This is a genomic window from Mycolicibacterium lutetiense, assembly GCF_017876775.1.
In the GTDB taxonomy this organism is placed as follows: domain Bacteria; phylum Actinomycetota; class Actinomycetes; order Mycobacteriales; family Mycobacteriaceae; genus Mycobacterium; species Mycobacterium lutetiense.
Genome location: NZ_JAGIOP010000002.1, coordinates 250,161 through 266,147 on the forward strand (window position 1 = coordinate 250,161; position 15,987 = coordinate 266,147).

At 66.3% G+C, this 15,987-nt stretch carries 18 protein-coding genes; 8 read left to right on the forward strand and 10 right to left on the reverse strand.

Going from position 1 to position 15,987, the window contains the following annotated elements; genetic code table 11:
- Positions 1-82: 82 nt before the first annotated feature.
- Together JOF57_RS10350 and JOF57_RS10355 are read left to right on the forward strand one after the other, a co-directional pair.
- Positions 83-2,143, forward strand: a complete 2,061-nt coding sequence (locus tag JOF57_RS10350; RefSeq protein ID WP_209916224.1) for an MDR family MFS transporter — start codon at positions 83-85, stop codon at positions 2,141-2,143.
- Between the two features lie 42 nt (positions 2,144-2,185).
- A complete protein-coding gene (locus JOF57_RS10355) occupies positions 2,186-2,668 on the forward strand; it encodes a carboxymuconolactone decarboxylase family protein (RefSeq protein ID WP_209916226.1) in 483 nt (160 codons plus the stop codon).
- A gap of 9 nt (positions 2,669-2,677) precedes the next feature.
- On the opposite strand, the gene JOF57_RS10360 is transcribed toward JOF57_RS10355, so the two are convergent.
- The 3 genes from JOF57_RS10360 to JOF57_RS10370 all read right to left on the reverse strand — a co-directional run bounded on the left by JOF57_RS10360 (position 2,678) and on the right by JOF57_RS10370 (position 5,939).
- Positions 2,678-3,094 carry a nuclear transport factor 2 family protein gene (locus JOF57_RS10360; protein WP_209923224.1) on the reverse strand — a complete coding sequence of 139 codons (417 nt, stop codon included), beginning with the start codon at positions 3,092-3,094 and terminating at the stop codon, positions 2,678-2,680.
- A gap of 31 nt (positions 3,095-3,125) precedes the next feature.
- The gene (locus JOF57_RS10365; protein WP_209916228.1) at positions 3,126-4,913 is read right to left on the reverse strand and encodes an N-acyl-D-amino-acid deacylase family protein; all 1,788 of its coding nucleotides are present in this window, start codon (positions 4,911-4,913) and stop codon (positions 3,126-3,128) included.
- Positions 4,914-5,012: 99 nt separating this feature from the next.
- Positions 5,013-5,939 (reverse strand): SDR family oxidoreductase, encoded by a 927-nt coding sequence (locus JOF57_RS10370; protein ID WP_209916230.1) that lies wholly within the window; start codon positions 5,937-5,939, stop codon positions 5,013-5,015.
- Positions 5,940-6,069: 130 nt separating this feature from the next.
- Between JOF57_RS10370 and JOF57_RS10375 the strand changes: the two genes are divergently transcribed.
- On the forward strand, positions 6,070-6,456 hold the full coding sequence (locus JOF57_RS10375) for a cupredoxin domain-containing protein (RefSeq protein ID WP_209916232.1): 387 nt from the start codon (positions 6,070-6,072) through the stop codon (positions 6,454-6,456).
- On the opposite strand, the gene JOF57_RS10380 is transcribed toward JOF57_RS10375, so the two are convergent.
- Positions 6,449-7,726, reverse strand: a complete 1,278-nt coding sequence (locus tag JOF57_RS10380; RefSeq protein WP_209916233.1) for a cytochrome P450 — start codon at positions 7,724-7,726, stop codon at positions 6,449-6,451. The two genes, JOF57_RS10375 and JOF57_RS10380, sit on opposite strands and share 8 nt — an antisense overlap.
- 175 nt (positions 7,727-7,901) lie before the next feature.
- Between JOF57_RS10380 and JOF57_RS10385 the strand changes: the two genes are divergently transcribed.
- Complete coding sequence (locus JOF57_RS10385) at positions 7,902-8,399, forward strand: hypothetical protein (RefSeq protein ID WP_209916235.1); 498 nt, start codon at positions 7,902-7,904, stop codon at positions 8,397-8,399.
- A gap of 17 nt (positions 8,400-8,416) precedes the next feature.
- Here JOF57_RS10385 and JOF57_RS10390 read toward each other — a convergent pair whose 3' ends face one another.
- Positions 8,417-8,848, reverse strand: coding sequence for a DUF6188 family protein (locus tag JOF57_RS10390; RefSeq protein WP_209916237.1), 432 nt, complete (start codon positions 8,846-8,848; stop codon positions 8,417-8,419).
- A gap of 86 nt (positions 8,849-8,934) precedes the next feature.
- Here JOF57_RS10390 and JOF57_RS10395 point away from each other — a divergent pair, with 86 nt between their 5' ends.
- From JOF57_RS10395 to JOF57_RS10405, 3 genes are all read left to right on the forward strand, one after another.
- Positions 8,935-9,816 (forward strand): TIGR03854 family LLM class F420-dependent oxidoreductase, encoded by an 882-nt coding sequence (locus JOF57_RS10395; protein WP_209916239.1) that lies wholly within the window; start codon positions 8,935-8,937, stop codon positions 9,814-9,816.
- 102 nt (positions 9,817-9,918) lie between these two features.
- The gene (locus JOF57_RS10400; RefSeq protein WP_209916241.1) at positions 9,919-10,437 is read left to right on the forward strand and encodes a disulfide bond-forming protein DsbE; all 519 of its coding nucleotides are present in this window, start codon (positions 9,919-9,921) and stop codon (positions 10,435-10,437) included.
- Between the two features lie 9 nt (positions 10,438-10,446).
- The gene (locus JOF57_RS10405) at positions 10,447-11,337 is read left to right on the forward strand and encodes a cytochrome c biogenesis CcdA family protein (protein ID WP_209916243.1); all 891 of its coding nucleotides are present in this window, start codon (positions 10,447-10,449) and stop codon (positions 11,335-11,337) included.
- Here the strand turns inward: JOF57_RS10405 and JOF57_RS10410 are convergent.
- From JOF57_RS10410 to JOF57_RS10425, 4 genes are all read right to left on the reverse strand, one after another.
- The gene (locus JOF57_RS10410) at positions 11,279-11,620 is read right to left on the reverse strand and encodes a hypothetical protein (RefSeq protein ID WP_209916244.1); all 342 of its coding nucleotides are present in this window, start codon (positions 11,618-11,620) and stop codon (positions 11,279-11,281) included. The genes JOF57_RS10405 and JOF57_RS10410 overlap by 59 nt on opposite strands.
- A gap of 8 nt (positions 11,621-11,628) precedes the next feature.
- Positions 11,629-11,856 (reverse strand): Rv3202a family protein, encoded by a 228-nt coding sequence (locus JOF57_RS10415; protein ID WP_209916245.1) that lies wholly within the window; start codon positions 11,854-11,856, stop codon positions 11,629-11,631.
- An 83-nt stretch (positions 11,857-11,939) separates the two neighbouring features.
- Complete coding sequence (gene speB / locus JOF57_RS10420; protein WP_209916246.1) at positions 11,940-12,977, reverse strand: agmatinase; 1,038 nt, start codon at positions 12,975-12,977, stop codon at positions 11,940-11,942.
- Positions 12,978-13,026: 49 nt separating this feature from the next.
- Positions 13,027-13,449, reverse strand: coding sequence for an acyl-CoA thioesterase (locus JOF57_RS10425; RefSeq protein WP_209916247.1), 423 nt, complete (start codon positions 13,447-13,449; stop codon positions 13,027-13,029).
- Between the two features lie 38 nt (positions 13,450-13,487).
- Here JOF57_RS10425 and JOF57_RS10430 point away from each other — a divergent pair, with 38 nt between their 5' ends.
- Positions 13,488-14,441, forward strand: a complete 954-nt coding sequence (locus tag JOF57_RS10430) for a threonine ammonia-lyase (protein ID WP_209916248.1) — start codon at positions 13,488-13,490, stop codon at positions 14,439-14,441.
- Here JOF57_RS10430 and JOF57_RS10435 read toward each other — a convergent pair.
- Entirely contained in the window at positions 14,435-15,892 is a 1,458-nt protein-coding gene (locus tag JOF57_RS10435) for a peptide MFS transporter (protein ID WP_209916249.1), read from the reverse strand. The two genes, JOF57_RS10430 and JOF57_RS10435, sit on opposite strands and share 7 nt — an antisense overlap.
- Positions 15,893-15,987: the final 95 nt, after the last annotated feature.

The window sequence follows — 15,987 nt, forward strand, 5'->3', positions numbered from 1 at the left end:
GGCTTTGCTCGTGCTGTAACTTTCATAGCTTGCCTAACGATATGGATACTGGACCGTACCGGCAGGCCGGCGAAAGGAATCCATGACGAGCCCGACATCAACCGCTGAGCACCCCTCGGGTCCGCCGCTGCTGGGTGTGCGCAGGCGCAACCTGGTGTTCGTCGCGGTCCTGCTCGGCATGCTGCTGGCCTCCCTCAACCAGACGATCGTCGCCACCGCGCTGCCCACCGTCGTGGCGGACCTCGGCGGTGCCGGTCATCAGGCATGGGTGGTGACCAGCTACCTGCTCGCCTCCACCGTCGTCACCGCCGTCGTCGGGAAAGTCGGCGACATCTTCGGCCGCAAAGTGGTCTACCAGGTGGCGGTCCTGTGCTTCCTGGTCGGATCGGTTCTCAGCGGACTGTCGGGATCCATGACCATGTTGGTGGCCGCGCGGGCGCTCCAGGGGATCGGCGGCGGCGCCATCATGGTGACGTCGTCGGCGCTGATCGCCGAGGTCATCCCGCTGCGAGACCGCGGGCGTTATCAGGGTGCGCTCGGCGCCGTATTCGGCGTCACCACCGTGGCCGGCCCGCTGTTGGGCGGTTTCGTCACCGATCACCTCGGCTGGCGCTGGGCCTTCTGGCTCAGCATCCCGGTCGGCGTCGTGGTTCTGATCGTCGCGGCCGCGACCATCCCGGCGATGGCCTCCCGTGGCGCGCGCCCGGTGATCGATTACGCCGGAATCGTGTGGGTCGGACTCGGGGCGTCGGGTTTGACCCTGGCCACCAGCCTGGGCGGTGAACTGGCCTGGACCTCGCCGACCATCATCGGGTTGGTCATCGGGTCCGTCCTGGCGTTGGCGATGTTCGTCCGGGCCGAAACCAGGGCGGCCGAACCGATTCTGCCGATGCGTCTGTTCCGTAATCCGGTGTTCACCATGTGCTGCGTGCTGTCGCTTGTCGTCGGTTTCGCAATGCTGGGCGCCTTGACGTTCATGCCCACCTTCATGCAGTTCGTCGACGGCGTATCGCCGTCCGAGTCCGGACTGCGCACCATGCCGATGGTCATCGGGCTGTTGATCACCTCAACCGTCAGCGGCAGCCTGGTGGGCCGCACCGGCCGGTACAAGATCTACCCGATCGCCGGCACGGCGATCATGCTCGTGGGCTTCGTGCTGCTCTCGCGGATGAACGCCGCGACACCGATCCCGATCCAGTCGCTCTACCTGCTCATCCTGGGTGCCGGCATCGGCATGTGCATGCAGGTGCTCGTCCTCATCGTGCAGAACACCTCCGACTTCAACGATCTGGGTGTGGCGACCTCGGGAGTGACGTTCTTCCGGACCATCGGAAGTTCGTTCGGTGCCGCGATATTCGGGTCGCTGTTCGTCGGATTCCTGTCGGATCGGCTGCCGGGCGCACTCGCGGCCAGCGGCGCTCCACCGGTTGCGGGCGATTCGCCCAAGGCCTTGCACGAGTTGCCGCCCGAGGTTGCGGCCCCGATCGTGAACGCCTACGCCGATTCGCTGGATCTGGTGTTCCTCTGTGCGGCGCCGGTGGCGCTGGTGGGCCTGATCGCCGCGCTGTTCCTCAAAGAGGTGCCACTGCTCGAGGCGGAGGCGACGATGGCGGCCGATCTCGGCGAAGGCTTCGGCATGCCGAGCTCGGAATCGGCGGACCAGGTGCTCGAGACCGTGATCAGCCGGCTGATGCGCAGTTCACCCGAGATCCGGCTGCGAAACGTGGCCGGCGGGCCGGGATGCGAGCTGGACGTGGCGGGGTTGTGGGCGCTGCTCAAGATCTATCGGCACGGCCAGATCTTCGGCTCGGCTCGCCTGACCGAGATCGCCGATCGCCTGGTCGTGCCGTATGAAGTGCTGGAGCCGACCTTCAATCGGTTGGTGCAGGACGGCTATGTGTTGCGCACCGGGGACACCCTCTCGCTGACCCAGAGCGGGGCGCGGCAGGTCGATGGCGTCTCCGCCGCACTCGTGGGGCGGATCGTCGACAAACTGGGCGATTCATCGACCTTCGAGGGCCGCCCGGACCGGGCCCAGGTGGAGGCCGCGCTTGAGCGCATCGCGCACCGGGTGGTGGTGCAACGGGACTGGGGTGACGATCACCGAGCCGTCGAGCTGACCCGTTCCGAAGCCAAAAACTAGAACTTGTTCCAGAATGGCCGGGTTTTACGTACGATTCACCATATGAGCCGTATCGGAGAATTTCCCGACGACGACGTGGCCGGCTGGATCCTCAGGTCTCCCGAGATCGGCACCGCCATGGCCAACTTCACCAACGCGGTGTACACCAAGGGGCGGCTGCCCCTTCGGGTGCGCGAGCTCGCCCGGATGGTGATCGCGCTCGACAACGAGTGCGTGGTGTGCCAGAACACCCGCGACTCCGATGGGGCCGCGGCGGGGGTGGACGAGGATCTCTACGATCACGCCGCCGAGTGGCGGACCTGGCCGGGTTACAGCGCGCAGGAGCGGATCGCCGCCGAGTTCGCCGCGCGCTTCGCCGCAGATCACACCGGGCTGCGCGACGACGAGGACTTCTGGGAGCGCGCCGGTGAGCAGTTCGATCCCGAACTGCTCACCGACCTGTCGCTGTCGTGTGCGATGTGGCTCGGAATGGGCCGGATGTTGCGGACACTCGACATCGGCCAATCCTGCAAGATCACACTCTGACCGACGGGGTCAGACCAGTCCGGTGGCGTCGAACACCCACGACATGTCGGCCGTGGCGAAGTTCTCCAGCCAGTCCGGCGGGGCGTGGTTGGCCAGGCCGCCCATGTCCCAGTAGTCCTTCCACATCGTCACCTTGCCGTTCTCGATCCGGTGCACGGTGACGAACTTCAGCACGGCGGATTCGCCTGTGGCCCAATGCCATTCTTCGTGATGTTCGTACATGGCATCGCGCCCGTTATCGACCAGCAGGCCCGGGAAGTTCTCGTAGGAGGCCAGCGGTTCGAGACCGATCTTGAGCCGCTTGACGATGTCCTCGGGGCCCTTGGCGGCCGCGGCCGGGCCCACCGGCACGTCCAGGTAGATGCAGTCGTCCGACAGGTACGTCTTGAGTAGTTCCCAGTCGCGTTCCGACAGCGCTTTCCACATGCCGTGAACGGTTTCCTCGATCGAGACGTCTTCAACGGACACTGGTCAACTTCCCATCTTCGGCGGAGATTGACGGGACGCGGTGTGCGGCCCGCAGGAACTGGCCGGTGCGCTGATTGCCCACCAGGTCGGTCAGTGCACCGTCGGCGAACACGGTGCGTCCGCCGACGAGCACCGCGGTGACGGCGTCGTCGTTGCGGTTCACCATGCGGGACAACCCGCCGTACTGTTCGACGGTCTCCTCGGCGTAGGCGTCGAGGGAATCGTCGAGGTGGGCCGGGTCGATCACCACGACGTCGGCGCGGTCTCCGATGCGCAGGTGGCCGGCGTCGAGCCGGTACCAGTCGGCGAGTTCACCGGTGAGCCGGTGCACCGCCTGCTCGACCGATATGAACGGCGTGCCCGCCTTCTCGGCGTCGTACACGTGCCGCAGCAGGCGCAGTCCCATGTTGTAGAACGCCATATTGCGCAGGTGCGCACCGGCGTCGGAGAAGCCCATCTGGATACCCGGATCGCGGGCGAGTTTCTTGAGTACCTCGGGGCGATGACCGGAGATCGTGGTGCGCCACCGCAGTGCGGTGCTGTGTTCGAGCACCAGGTCGAGGAAGGCGTCGACGGGATGCAGGCCGCGATCCAGGCCGACCTGTCCGAAGGACAGCCCGATCACGGATTCGTCTGGGCAGTCGACGATGTCGGCGTCGAAGAAGTCGCGCTGCCAGACCCGCACACCGAGCTTGTTCTCGTAGTCCTTGCGGAACGTGCGGCGGTACTCCGCATCGCGTAGGAGGTCGTGGCGCTCCACCTCGTCGCGCAGGTGCAGGGCCGCGGCTCCGGAACCGAACTCCTCGAACACCACCAGGTCGATGCCGTCGGCGTACACCTCGAAAGGTACCGGCAGGTGCTGCCAACGGAAATTGCCGCCCAGCGCGTTGATCACCCGGGCCAGCGGACCCATCAGCAGGATCGCGTACGGGTTGGACTTGACGTCGGCCGCCGAGAGCAGGCTGGTCTTGAGTTGGTTGCGGAAGAAGCCCAGCGACTGAGCGACCTGCGATACGAGGTTGAAGGGGTTTGCGATGTCGGGGCCGGACTGCATGACGCGCCCGGTCCGGCGCAGCAACGACTTGAGGCGGCGCAGCTCCCGAGGCTTCGCGTAGGTGGACGGCAACGTCCGAGAACGGCAGACCTCACCGTCGATCTTGTCGAACAGCAACTGCATGGACGACATTCCGACGAAACCGGCGTCCAGTGCCTCGGTCAGCATCTGCTCCATCCGGGCCTGCTCGGCACGGGTCGGCCGCTGGTCCTTACGGGTGGCCCGGTCCAGCCCCATCACCGCGGTCCGCATATCGGAGTGGCCAATGAATGCGGCCAGGTTGGGTCCCAGTGGACGCGCTTCCAGCGCCGCCACATACTCGTCGCAGTTGGTCCAGGTCTTGTTGTCATCGACGGCGGCGATCACGTGTTCGCGAGGGATGGCTTCGACTCGACCGAACAGATCGCCGGCGTCGACGCCGCCGACATGGACGGTGGACAGCGAGCAAGATCCGAGCATCGCGGTGGTCACGCCATGGCGCAGTGACTCCGACAGCGACGGGCCGTTGAGCACCTCGACGTCGTAGTGCGTGTGGATATCCAACATCCCGGGCATGACCCACTTGTCGGTCGCGTCGATGACCTGCGGGCAGTCCGTCTCGTCGAGACGGTCGGGGGAGATGGCGACGACGTGCCCGTCACGAATTCCGATGTTGCGCACTGCTGACGGGGCGCCGGTGCCGTCGAACCACCGGCCGTTGCGAATGATCGTGTCGAAGCTCACCCAGCCATAGAACAGGCCGGTAACGCCAGTGTCAATGAAAATAGTGAACAGATTTGAAAAAATGTCTACTGCCGAGGTGGGAAGCGCGCTCACCTGGGCTTATAGCGGCGCCCACGCGTCCGGGACCCGCCCGTCGAGGTCGGTGAACCCGTAACGGCGCGCCAGTGCGGCCGAGCTGACCGAACGTTGGTTCCACTGGGCTCGCTGCGGGTCGGCGGCCACCCCGGCGACCCCGCGCCCGACAAAACGAGGGGACTCGGATTCGGCGAATCCCGGCGGCGCGGCCGGATAGCCGTCGGTGCGGGCGAGGTCGAGTGCGCGCCGCCAATTGGTCTCGTCGACGCCGTAGTTGTCGAGCATCATCTCCGACCGCAGCCATCCCGGGGTGACCGCGACGGCGGTCGCGCCGAACGCGGCGAGCTCGTGCCCGTGGCTGAACGCCAGTCGGTTCACCGCGTTCTTGACCAGGTCGTAGAACACCGAGAGTCGAGGGTTCTCCGCATTGAATTCGGTTGTTCCATCGGTGATCTCGACCAACAGCCCACCGGGGCGGTCGGCGAGCAGCGGCAGCAGGCAGTGGGACGTGATCAGGTGCGTGTCCAGTCCGAGACGCAGCATCCGTAACCCGTCGTCAAGATCGTGCTGCCACATCGGTCGTCCCCAGGTATCCGGCGGCCCCTTGAGTACCTCGGCTCCCCAGATGTCGTTGACGAGGATGTCGATGTGTCCGTAATCAGCCTTGAGCCGCCCGGCCAGTTTGCGCACCTGCGTGACGTCGAGGTGGTCGACCTGAACGGCGACGCCGGTCCCGCCCAGTGCCGTTACCAATTCGGCGGTTTCTTCGATGGTTTCGGGCCGGTCGTAGTCGGAGAGGCGGCTTCCGCATCTACTGCTGCGACCGGTGCACACGACGGTCGCACCAACCTCACCCAGCGCTGCGGCGATGCCCCGACCCGCGCCACGGGTGGCCCCGGCAACCACGGCAATGTGTCCCCGCAGCGCCTCCGGGTCGGGTGTCCAGGTCATCCGACGAGTATCGCTCGACCTGCAGTTCTATAGCTGCGGTTCGGCATTTCAGGAGTATTCGCCGGCCGAAACGCTGCCGAGGGTCGATAATCGGCCCACGACCGCGACATCGAACTCAAGGGGGCACGCCATGAACCGGGCGACGGTATGGGCTGCCACCGTGTTGATGGTGGTCGGCACGGCGGTGGCATGCGGGCAGTCGAACACCCCGGCCGACCGTGGGCAGGGCTCGCCTGCAGCGACAGCCGGTCCGGCCACGTCGGTCCCGGCCGGCCCGGTCATCATGATCGAGGGCATGGGCTTCAGCGCCCTGGGACCCGTGGCGCCGGGCACCCAGATCACCATCGTCAACAACGATGAGGTCGAGCATTCGGTGACGTCGCGAACCAAGGGCTTGTTCGACGTCCACGTCGACGGAAAGGGACGGGCCACGCTGACCGCTCCGCAGGAACCGGGTGACTACGCGTACTACTGCCTGTATCACCCCGCGATGCTGGGCACCCTGACGGTCATGTAGGCCAGGCCACCGGCATGCGCTTGATGCCGTGGATGAACGGCGACAGGAGTCGGTCAGGTTCCTCGGTCACCATGATGTCGGGCAATTGGCGGTGCAGTTCCTCGAACGCCACCGTGATCTCGCGGCGCGCCAGGTTAGCTCCGAGGCAGAAATGTGCCCCGCCGCCACCGAATCCGAGGTGAGGGTTGGGATGGCGGGTGATGTCGAACATCCATGGATCGGCAAACTTCGACTCGTCCCGATTCGCCGATCCATACCACAGCGTCACCTTGGCCCCGGCGGGCAGTGATGTCCCGCCCAGCACGGTGTCCTGGGTGACCGTGCGGCGCATGTAGCTCACCGGCGACGCCCACCGCACGATCTCCTCCACCGCGGTGGGAGCCAGTTCCTCGTAGTGCGACCACCACTTCTGACGTTGCTCGGGGTAGCGGGTGAGCGCGAGCACGCCGTGGCTGATGGCGTTGCGGGTGGTCTCGTTGCCCGCGACCACCAGGAGGATGAAGAACGAGGCAACCTCAGCGGAGGTCAACCGTTCCCCGTCGACCTCCGCCTGAACCAGGCTGGTCGTCAGATCCTCGGTGGGCGTCGCGCGCCGTTCGTCTGCGAGCGCGGTCGCGTAGGCGCCGATATCCGTCGCGACAGTGACGAACTCGTCGAAATCGGTGGTCAGGTCGGGGTCGCCGAATCCCAGGATCACGTTGGTCCAATGGAAGATCCGTTGATGGTCGTGCTCAGGGATCCCCATCATGTCGCAGATGATCTGCAGCGGTAACGGTCCGGCGAGTTCGGTGACCAGTTCGGCGGTGCCGTCAGGATTCCTGGCCACCATCTCACTGACCAGGCGCCGGGCCCGGTCCCGCACGGAACCCTCGATCAGCGCCACCACCCGCGGCGTGAACGCGCTGCGCACGATGTTGCGAAGCCGGGTGTGGCGGGGGTCGTCCAATGCAATCATCGAGCCGAAATACTCTGCCAATTCCGCGGTTTGATCACCGATGGTGATTCCGGAGGCAGAGCTGAAGATCTCCGGATGGCGGCTGGCGTGGAACACGTCGTCGTACCTGGTCACCGCCCAGTGCCCGGCGCTCTCCGGCAAGCCGTCGAGGCCGCAGGCCCGGTGGAAGGAGATCGGGTCATCCCGGCGCAGCGCGGCGAACGCCCCGTCGCGGGCATCGTCGTCCGCACGCCAGAACTCCCACAATCCGAGGTCGATCTCCGAGCGTGGCACGTCGACAGGAGGTGCCCCATTGATCCGCGGTGCGATACCCACCCCGCCAGGGTAGGGCCGGAACGGACCGAAGAATGGGTAACGCTCGGATCGGTGGGGGCGATACCCCACGGGGTGCACGTTTCACCGCTCGCAGCCAGATGTGTTGCAAGGCGTTGCGGCGCCGGGCCATTGGGGGATGGCCGGCGTCGGGGTCACGGCCGTAGGAGGTTCAGGTATGAAGCTGACCAAGTTCGTGGCGACTGCGTTGACAGTCGGCGCGTTCGGAATGGGCGTCACGGGGTTGGGGGCTCCGGTGGCGTCGGCATCACCGGTTGCGCCGGTTCCGCTCAAGCCGGGGCACGGCAACGACGACTGCTTCCCGTTCTGTGACGGCGGCGGGCCGCCCGGCCATGACCGTGATTTCGATCGTGGCCGTGATTTCGACAACCGCCGTCCTGATTTCGACAACCGGGGCCACGATTTCGACAACCGCCGACATCGGGACGACAAGGGTCCCTGGTGGTCGAACAACCGGCACGACTGGTGGGATGACCGCCAAGGCCCGCCGCCGTGGGGCTGGGGTCCGCCGCCACCGTTCCAATGGCGGGGCGGGCACCTACCGCCGACCATCAACTACTGGGGCTACAACCTGAACCCAGTCTGGGACCACGGGTTCCGGCAGTGGGGCGTATGGCTGTTCGGCGTCTGGATCCCGATCCTCGGCGTCGGCTGATGCCCCGTCGGTAGCGGTCAGCCGCTCTCGCGGGCGGGGCCCTCGTCGCCGACGTCATCCTGATCGTGACGAACGACGCGGACCCGCCCGTGCGGCAGGCATGCGGCGTAGCCGTGGTGCTTCCCGTACAGCTCCCACGATGTCCGGTCCTCCTCGGGCCGGACATCGATGCGGTGGCCGTCGGAAAAGCTGAGGTGCAGGCTGCCGTTGTCCTCCCAGTCGGCATGCGTGCAGCGCTGCCCCGCGAAATCGAAGAGCGGCCGAACCTCGTTGCGCAGTGCTTGCGGGTCCAGTGACACCACTTCCGAAGCGTCGGCACCGATGGCCGGCAGCGTGAGTTCCAGCGGGACCGAGATGACCAGTTCGTTGTAGTCGTCGAGGTTGAGCACCAGGCCATCGCGAAACGCGATCCGCTGGACCAAGCACCCTTGAATCCATTGTTCGCTCATTGTCTAACTCTGAACCGCCGGACGACCGGGCACAAGAGGCGCCAGCGAGACGTTGCGCTAAACATGGATGGCATGGGAAACGTCCGATGAAGGTCCGGTTCGGGGTAGGAGTCGGCGCCGATACGGTCCCGGACGAACTGGGGGACATCGTCGATCACCTCGAGAATTCCGGGGTCGACTCGCTGTGGTTCTCCGAGCTGGTCTACACGCCGGCGGTGGATCCGTTCATCGGCATGGCCTACGCGCTGGCACGTACCCGGCGGCTGAAGGTCGGGACCTCGGTGGCCATCCTGCCGGGCCGCCATCCGGTACTGGTGGCCAAGCAGCTGGCGTCGTTGGCGGCGCTGGCGCCCAAACGGGTCCTCCCGGTGTTCGGCCTGCATTCGGCCCTGCCGGCGGAACGCGACATCTTCGTGGTTCCCGACGGTCGCCGGGCCGCGGTCTTCGACGAATCGCTGCATCTGTTGCGGTCGGTCCTGAACGGCCATGACGTGTCGTTCGAGGGGGAGTACTTCACCGTCCACTCCGCGCAGGTGCAGCCGGTTCCGGCCAGGCCGATCGACATCTGGTTGGGCGGATCGGCGCCGGCGGCGCTGACCCGCATCGGCAGATACGCCGACGGGTGGCTGGGCAGCTTCCTCACCCCGGACGAGGCGGGCGCGGCGCGTCGGCGCATCGAGGCAGAAGCCGCGGCAGCCGGCCGGGCCATCGAACCCGACCATTACGGCATCAGCCTCGCCGTGGGGGACGGTGCACTGCCCGCAGACCTGCTCGCCGCGGTGCGTCGCCGCAGACCCGGCGTCGACCCGGCCGAACTCGTGGCCGCCGACTGGCCCGACCTGCACCGCCAAATCGATGGCTACCTCGCCGCCGGCCTGACCAAGTTCGTGGTCAGGGCTGCGGGCTCCACAGACCGCGCCGCATTCCTGGACCGGTTCACCACTGAGTTGTTGCCCCGGCAGAACTGACCCCGGCGAGAACTCCGAGGGTGAACCCGGGGGTGTCGACTTCCGTATTAGGGGGTATGCGCAGGCCGTGCGTGTGCTGCGCCCTGAGCGAAGGAGACTGCCATGACGTTGCGACTCCCGCGGTTGCACCGATCGGTCCTATCCGGCCTGGCCGGCGTGCTGGCGGCAGTTGGGGTGGTGTTGGCGCTCGTCGCGGCACCGACCGCAGCCGCCGACGACCGGCTGCAGTTCACCGGCACCACCTTGTCGGGCGCCCCGTTCAACGGGTCGAGCCTGGCCGGGCGGCCTGCGGTGCTGTGGTTCTGGACGCCGTGGTGCCCGTTCTGCAACGCCGAGGCACCATCGGTGAGCCAGGTCGCTGCGGCCAATCCGCAGGTCAGCTTCGTCGGTGTGGCGGCACACTCAGATGTCGGGGCCATGCAGGGATTCGTCGACAAGTACCACCTCAATTTCCCCAATCTCAATGATGCCGACGGGTCGATCTGGGCCCGCTACAACGTCCCGTGGCAGCCGGCGTATGTCTTCTACCGCGCCGACGGAACGTCCACGTTCGTCAACAACCCCACGTCGGCGATGCCGCAGCAGGAGCTGACCGAACGGGTCGCGGCCCTGAAGAGCTAGGCGCCGGGCGTGCCAGACAACCTGGTGGCATTGGCGTTCGGCGCCGGACTCGTCGCGGCACTCAATCCCTGCGGTTTCGCGCTGTTGCCCGGCTACCTGGCGCTGGTGGTGCAGGGCACCTCGCCGCGCGGACCGCTCAACGCGGTGGCGCGAGCACTCGTGGCCACCCTGGTGATGACCGCCGGATTCGTTGCGGTATTCGGCACCTTCGGCCTGCTGACCGTCGCCGCCGCAAACACTGTGCAGCGATACCTTCCCTACGTCACCTTGCTTATCGGGATCGTCCTGATCCTGCTGGGGGTCTGGTTGCTCGCGGGCCGCGGACTCGGGTTGCTGCTGCCCGACGCGGTGGTGGGCCGTGCCGGATGGGCACCCACTGCGCGGCTGGGCTCGATGGCCGGATACGGCGTCGGATATGCGCTGGCATCACTCACGTGCACCGTGGGGCCCTTCCTGGCGGTCACCGGCGCAACCCTGGAATCGAACACCGCGCTGCACCGGGTAGCGGTATTCGCCGCGTACGCGGGAGGGTTCGCCCTCGTCGTCGGCGTGCTGGCCGTGGCAACAGCGTTGGCCGGCACCGTCGTGCTCGACCGATTGCGCCGCGTCGTCCCCTACATCGGCCGGATCAGCGGCGCCCTGCTGATCGCCGTCGGCGCCTATGTCGCCTACTACGGCTGGTATGAGATCCAATTGTTCAGCGCCGCAGGGAATCCCGATGATCCGGTGATCGCTGCCGCCGGCCGCCTGCAGGGCACTTTGGTGGGATGGGTGCACCGGAACGGCGGATGGCCGTGGGTGCTGGCCCTGCTGGTATTGGTGGCGCTCGGTGTGTGGCGGGTCAGATTCGCCGCGAGAACTCGCCGCGCACATCCGGCCACGGTGGACGACGCACCATAGCGATTGTTGCCAATGTCGCTGCCACCAACCCGATCAGTTCACCCATCAACGCGATCCGCGTGGTGTCCACGGCAGGGACCCAGGTGGATTTGCCGTCCTTGACGACGAAAATCCCGAGGGGCCTGGACATGGACCGCCCGCTGTCGGGCCGGTGCCAGACCTTACTGGCCGGTATCACCGTCGCCCCGTCGGGCGTCACATAGGGGTCACCGAAGACCCGTGAGGTCGTCGCGGTATCAGCAGTGATGCTGTCGAGCGCATCGGGAAGGCGCACGCCGGGCATCCTTTCATTCAGCGGTCAAAGTCGGACTCGTCGTCGAGCGGCACGACGATCGCCTGATCGATCAGGTCGGCCTCGGTGGCTTCCACGTCGGGTGAGATGCGCACCCGACGCAGATCCGACAATGCGTCGTCCTCGTCGTCGACACTGACCGGTATCAGTTGTTCCACGACGTCGGCCTCTGGGGCGTCGTCATCGAGGCTGTCCTCATCGAATCCGCCATCGTTCGCGTGCGTCATGATTTCCCCTCACCGACCGGCATCGCCGTGCATACCGATTGTGCTACTTCTGAACTCGCGTTTCAACGCGAATTTCGGTCCATTCAGCGCGCGGGCGGGCCTGCCGGGGTCTCGGTGGCGTCGCGGCGCCGCGCCGCCATCCCGGCCAGCGCCTCGAACACCACCCGGTGCGCGGCGTTCACCGTGAGCTCGGCGTGGTCGTAGGCCGGGGCCACCTCCACCACGTCGACCCCGACGACGTCATGGGCGCGGCACAGCTGTCGCACCATCCGCAGTAGGTCGGCGCTGGTGATACCGCCGGGCTCCGGCGTGCCGGTGCCCGGCGCATGTGCCGGATCGAGGACGTCGATATCGACGGAGACATAGAGCTTTTCGGCTTTCTGTAGTGCTTCGGAAACCGCGTCGGCCATCACCTCCTTGAATCCGCGCTCCCAGATCTCCTGCATGGTGTGCCACGTCATGCCCTGCTCCAGCATCCATTCGAAAGTGTCCTGCGGCGGCCAGTAACCCCGCAGCCCGACCTGGACGAAATGGGTGCCGGGCACCGCGCCGGACTCGATGAGCCGACGCATCGGGGTGCCGTGACTGGCCAGATTGCCCTCGATGTTGTCGGCGGTGTCGGCATGCGCATCGAAATGCACGATGCCGACGTTGCCGTAGCCGTGGACATCGGCCACCGCGGTCGCCGAGGGCCAGGTGATCGAATGGTCGCCGCCGAGCACCACCGGAACGATCCCGCGCGAGGCCACCGCATGAACCCGCTCGCGGATGTTGGCATGGGAGACCTCGGCCTGCCCGTGCGGGCAGTACGCATCGCCGAAGTCGACCACTTCGAGCCAGTCGAAGATCTCCAGGCCCAGGTCGAGGTGATAGGTACCCGGTTCGTAGGCCGTCGCCCGAATCGCGCGCGGACCGAACCGGGCGCCGGGACGATTGGTCGTCGAAATGTCGAACGGTGCACCGACGATCGCCACATCAGGCTGCCAGGTGTCGAGTTGCGCCGCCTCGGTCAGGAACGGCCGGTGCCCGAACGAGACCATGCCCGAGTGCGGCAGGTCGAGTTGCTCGGCCATGCCGGGCGGCAATTCACGCTGTGGATCGTGATCGTGCTGATCGCCCATGTCCAGACATTACCGCCGCGGGCACCGCGGTACGGCCGGGTCGAAAGATTCATTGGCGGGCAACGGAACTGAGCGCGCTGCGAACACATTCTGGAACGGGTCGCTTGGACCAGTCACCGGTCGAGACCACGACGTAGACGTTGCTGCCGCAGACTCTGGGCTGCTCGTCACCGGAGGCGTCGGTGCCGAGCACCGTGAAACCCAGGGTGAAGCTGGTGGTGCCGATGTGCTCGCACTGCACCGCGACCCGCACCGATTCCCGCCACCGGACCGGCGACCGAAAATCGATCTCGGTGTGCACCACCTGCATGTCGAGTCCATCGGCGATCAGGTCGGCGTAACTCACCCGCAGGTGGTCGAACAGCCCGGTGCACGCCTCGTCGAACCAGGTGAGGTAGTGGCCGTTGAACACCACACCCTGCTGGTCGATCTCGGCGTACCGGGGAACGATGCCGAAGCTGTACCGCGTCACCGCTCCACGGTAACCGGTGTTCGGGAGACACTTGCCTGGTGAACCTGGTGACCCTCGAGGACATCGACGCCGCTGCCCGGCGGATCGATGCCGACATCGTGCGAACCCCGCTGCTTCCCGCCGGCTGGGGAGACCGTGAACGGCCGTTGTGGCTCAAGCCCGAGAATCTGCAACCGATCGGCGCATTCAAGATCCGCGGCGCGTTCAATGCGTTGGGTCGACTCGATCCCGGCGTGCGGGCCGCCGGAGTGGTGGCGTATTCCAGCGGCAATCATGCTCAGGCGGTGGCGTATGCGGCCGCGGCCTTCGGCGTCACCGCACACATCGTGATGCCCGAGGAGACGCCGACGGTGAAGGTGCAGGCCACCAGGGATCATGGGGCGCAGGTGGTGTTGTGCGGGGCCGGGCAGCGTGAGTCGGTCGCCGCCGAGCTGGTCGAGCGGACCGGTGGGGTGCTGGTGCCGCCGTTCGACCATCCCGACGTGATCGCCGGTCAGGGCACCATCGGACTGGAGATCGCCCGGGATCTTCCCGATGTTGCATCCGTGTTCATCCCGATCAGCGGTGGCGGACTGGCCTCGGGTGTGGGTACCGCTGTCCGTTCCCTGTGCCCGCAGGCCAGGATCTTCGGTGTAGAGCCAGAACTCGCCGCCGATACCGCCGAAAGCCTGGCTGTGGGTCACCGCGTGGACTGGCCTGTGGCGCAACGGAACCGGACCATCGCCGACGGGCTGCGGTCGACACCGTCGGCATTGACGTTCGCCCACCTGCAACGTGTTCTCGACGATGTCATCACCGTGACCGAGTCTGAGATCCGTTCAGCGGTCCGAGAACTCGCGTACCGTGCGCACTTGGTCGCCGAACCCAGCGGTGCGGTGGCGCTGGCGGGTTACCGCAAGGCGACCGCGCCGTCTGGTCCGGCGGTCGTGATCGTCTCGGGCGGCAACATCGAACCGCTGTCGTTGGCCGAGATCCTGTCCGGGGGTCAGTGAACACCTTCCATCAGGCGGCTGATCCGCGGTGACATCAGCAGGACCACGACACCCGCGAGGATGGCCACCGCCCCGAGAATCCCGAAGTAGGCGAACTCGTCGGCGGGATCGTAGTGCTGCGCGAGGACACCTGACATCGCCGTGCCCAGTCCTACCGAGAAGAACAGAAGTGCCATCATCTGAGATCGGAACGCTTCTGGCGCAAGCTTTGTCGTCACCGAGAGTCCGATCGGCGACAAGAGCAACTCGGAAACCGCGAACACCACCATGATGCCCGCCACCAACAATGCCGGCACCATCTTGCCGGTGGTCTGTGCCATCGGTAGGAACAGCAGGAACGCTGCGCCCACGCCGATCACCCCGTAGCCGAACTTGTGCGGTGTGGTGGGTGCCCGGTTGCCCAGCCGGGTCCACAGGATCGCGAACAAGGGGGAGAGCAGGATGATCCAGACGGGCTCGATCGACCCGATCCAGCTCGACGGCGCGGTCCAACCGAAGACGGACCAGTTGACCCGTTCGTCGGAGTAGATGGCCAGCACGGTGAAGATTTGCTGGAACAGCGACCAGAACACGGCGTTGGCGATGAACAGTGGGATGAAGGCACGAACGCGGATCCGTTCGGTGTCGGACACCTTGGTGCTGGTCAGCATCACCACGAAGTACATGATCGAGGCCACCACGAGAACGGCGGTGGTGAACTGCGACAGGGTCGCCAGTGTGATCAGGTGCGCCGAGAACAGCGCCACCACCGCCAAGGCCAGTGCGGCCACGATGCCGATGGCCTTGCCGATTGCCCTCGGCGGCAACGGGTTCGGCACGATGCGTCCGTGACTCCCGAGGTTGCGCCGGAAGATCACATACTGCGCCAGCCCCAATGCCATACCGATGGCAGCGGCACCGAAGCCGTAGTGGAAGCCGATGCGCGACTGCAACAACCCCGTGGCCAGCGGCCCGACGAAGGCGCCCAGATTGATACCGAGGTAGAAGAGGGTGAATCCGCCGTCGGCGCGCGGATCGTTCTTGTCGTAGAGCGTGCCCAGCAGTGAGGATGCGTTGGCCTTGAGCGCTCCGGATCCAAGCGCCACCAGCACCAGGCCCACCCCGAGGCCGGCCAGCCCGGGAACGACGGCCAGTGCGATATGGCCGGCCATGACGACCACGCCGCCGTAGAACACCGTCCGCTCCATGCCCAGGAGGCGATCGGCGATCCACCCGCCGAGCACGGTGGACAGGTACACCAGTCCGCCGTAGGCGCCGACGATGCCCGTGGCGGTGCTCTTGGGCAGCCCGAGTCCGCCGTCGGCGGCCACGTAGTACAGGTAGTAGCCAAGGATCGTGAGCATCCCGTAGAAGGAGAAGCGCTCCCACAGTTCCACGCCGAACAAGTTGGCCAGCCCGACGGGATGGCCGAAGAAGGTGCGGCGACGCGATGAACCCTGCACTTCCTGCATGCGCGCCCACCTTGCCATGCGATCGTCGCCGGCCGGTTGAAATTGACGGCATCAACGGCAAACTGGTACTGCGTTGTGTACTGGCGATTCTGCGG

Bases quoted from the DNA above. Each gene is read 5' to 3' on its own strand.
- JOF57_RS10385 (WP_209916235.1), top strand. From the start codon at position 7,902: ATGAAGCTGACCAAGTTCGTGGCGACTGCGTTGACAGTCGGCGCGTTC.
- speB (WP_209916246.1), bottom strand. From the start codon at position 12,977: ATGGGCGATCAGCACGATCACGATCCACAGCGTGAATTGCCGCCCGGC.
- JOF57_RS10410 (WP_209916244.1), bottom strand. From the start codon at position 11,620: ATGCCCGGCGTGCGCCTTCCCGATGCGCTCGACAGCATCACTGCTGAT.
- JOF57_RS10415 (WP_209916245.1), bottom strand. From the start codon at position 11,856: ATGACGCACGCGAACGATGGCGGATTCGATGAGGACAGCCTCGATGAC.
- JOF57_RS10390 (WP_209916237.1), bottom strand. From the start codon at position 8,848: ATGAGCGAACAATGGATTCAAGGGTGCTTGGTCCAGCGGATCGCGTTT.
- JOF57_RS10435 (WP_209916249.1), bottom strand. From the start codon at position 15,892: ATGCAGGAAGTGCAGGGTTCATCGCGTCGCCGCACCTTCTTCGGCCAT.
- JOF57_RS10395 (WP_209916239.1), top strand. From the start codon at position 8,935: ATGAAGGTCCGGTTCGGGGTAGGAGTCGGCGCCGATACGGTCCCGGAC.
- JOF57_RS10370 (WP_209916230.1), bottom strand. From the start codon at position 5,939: ATGACCTGGACACCCGACCCGGAGGCGCTGCGGGGACACATTGCCGTG.
- JOF57_RS10400 (WP_209916241.1), top strand. From the start codon at position 9,919: ATGACGTTGCGACTCCCGCGGTTGCACCGATCGGTCCTATCCGGCCTG.
- JOF57_RS10355 (WP_209916226.1), top strand. From the start codon at position 2,186: ATGAGCCGTATCGGAGAATTTCCCGACGACGACGTGGCCGGCTGGATC.
- JOF57_RS10375 (WP_209916232.1), top strand. From the start codon at position 6,070: ATGAACCGGGCGACGGTATGGGCTGCCACCGTGTTGATGGTGGTCGGC.
- JOF57_RS10350 (WP_209916224.1), top strand. From the start codon at position 83: ATGACGAGCCCGACATCAACCGCTGAGCACCCCTCGGGTCCGCCGCTG.
- JOF57_RS10360 (WP_209923224.1), bottom strand. From the start codon at position 3,094: ATGTGGAAAGCGCTGTCGGAACGCGACTGGGAACTACTCAAGACGTAC.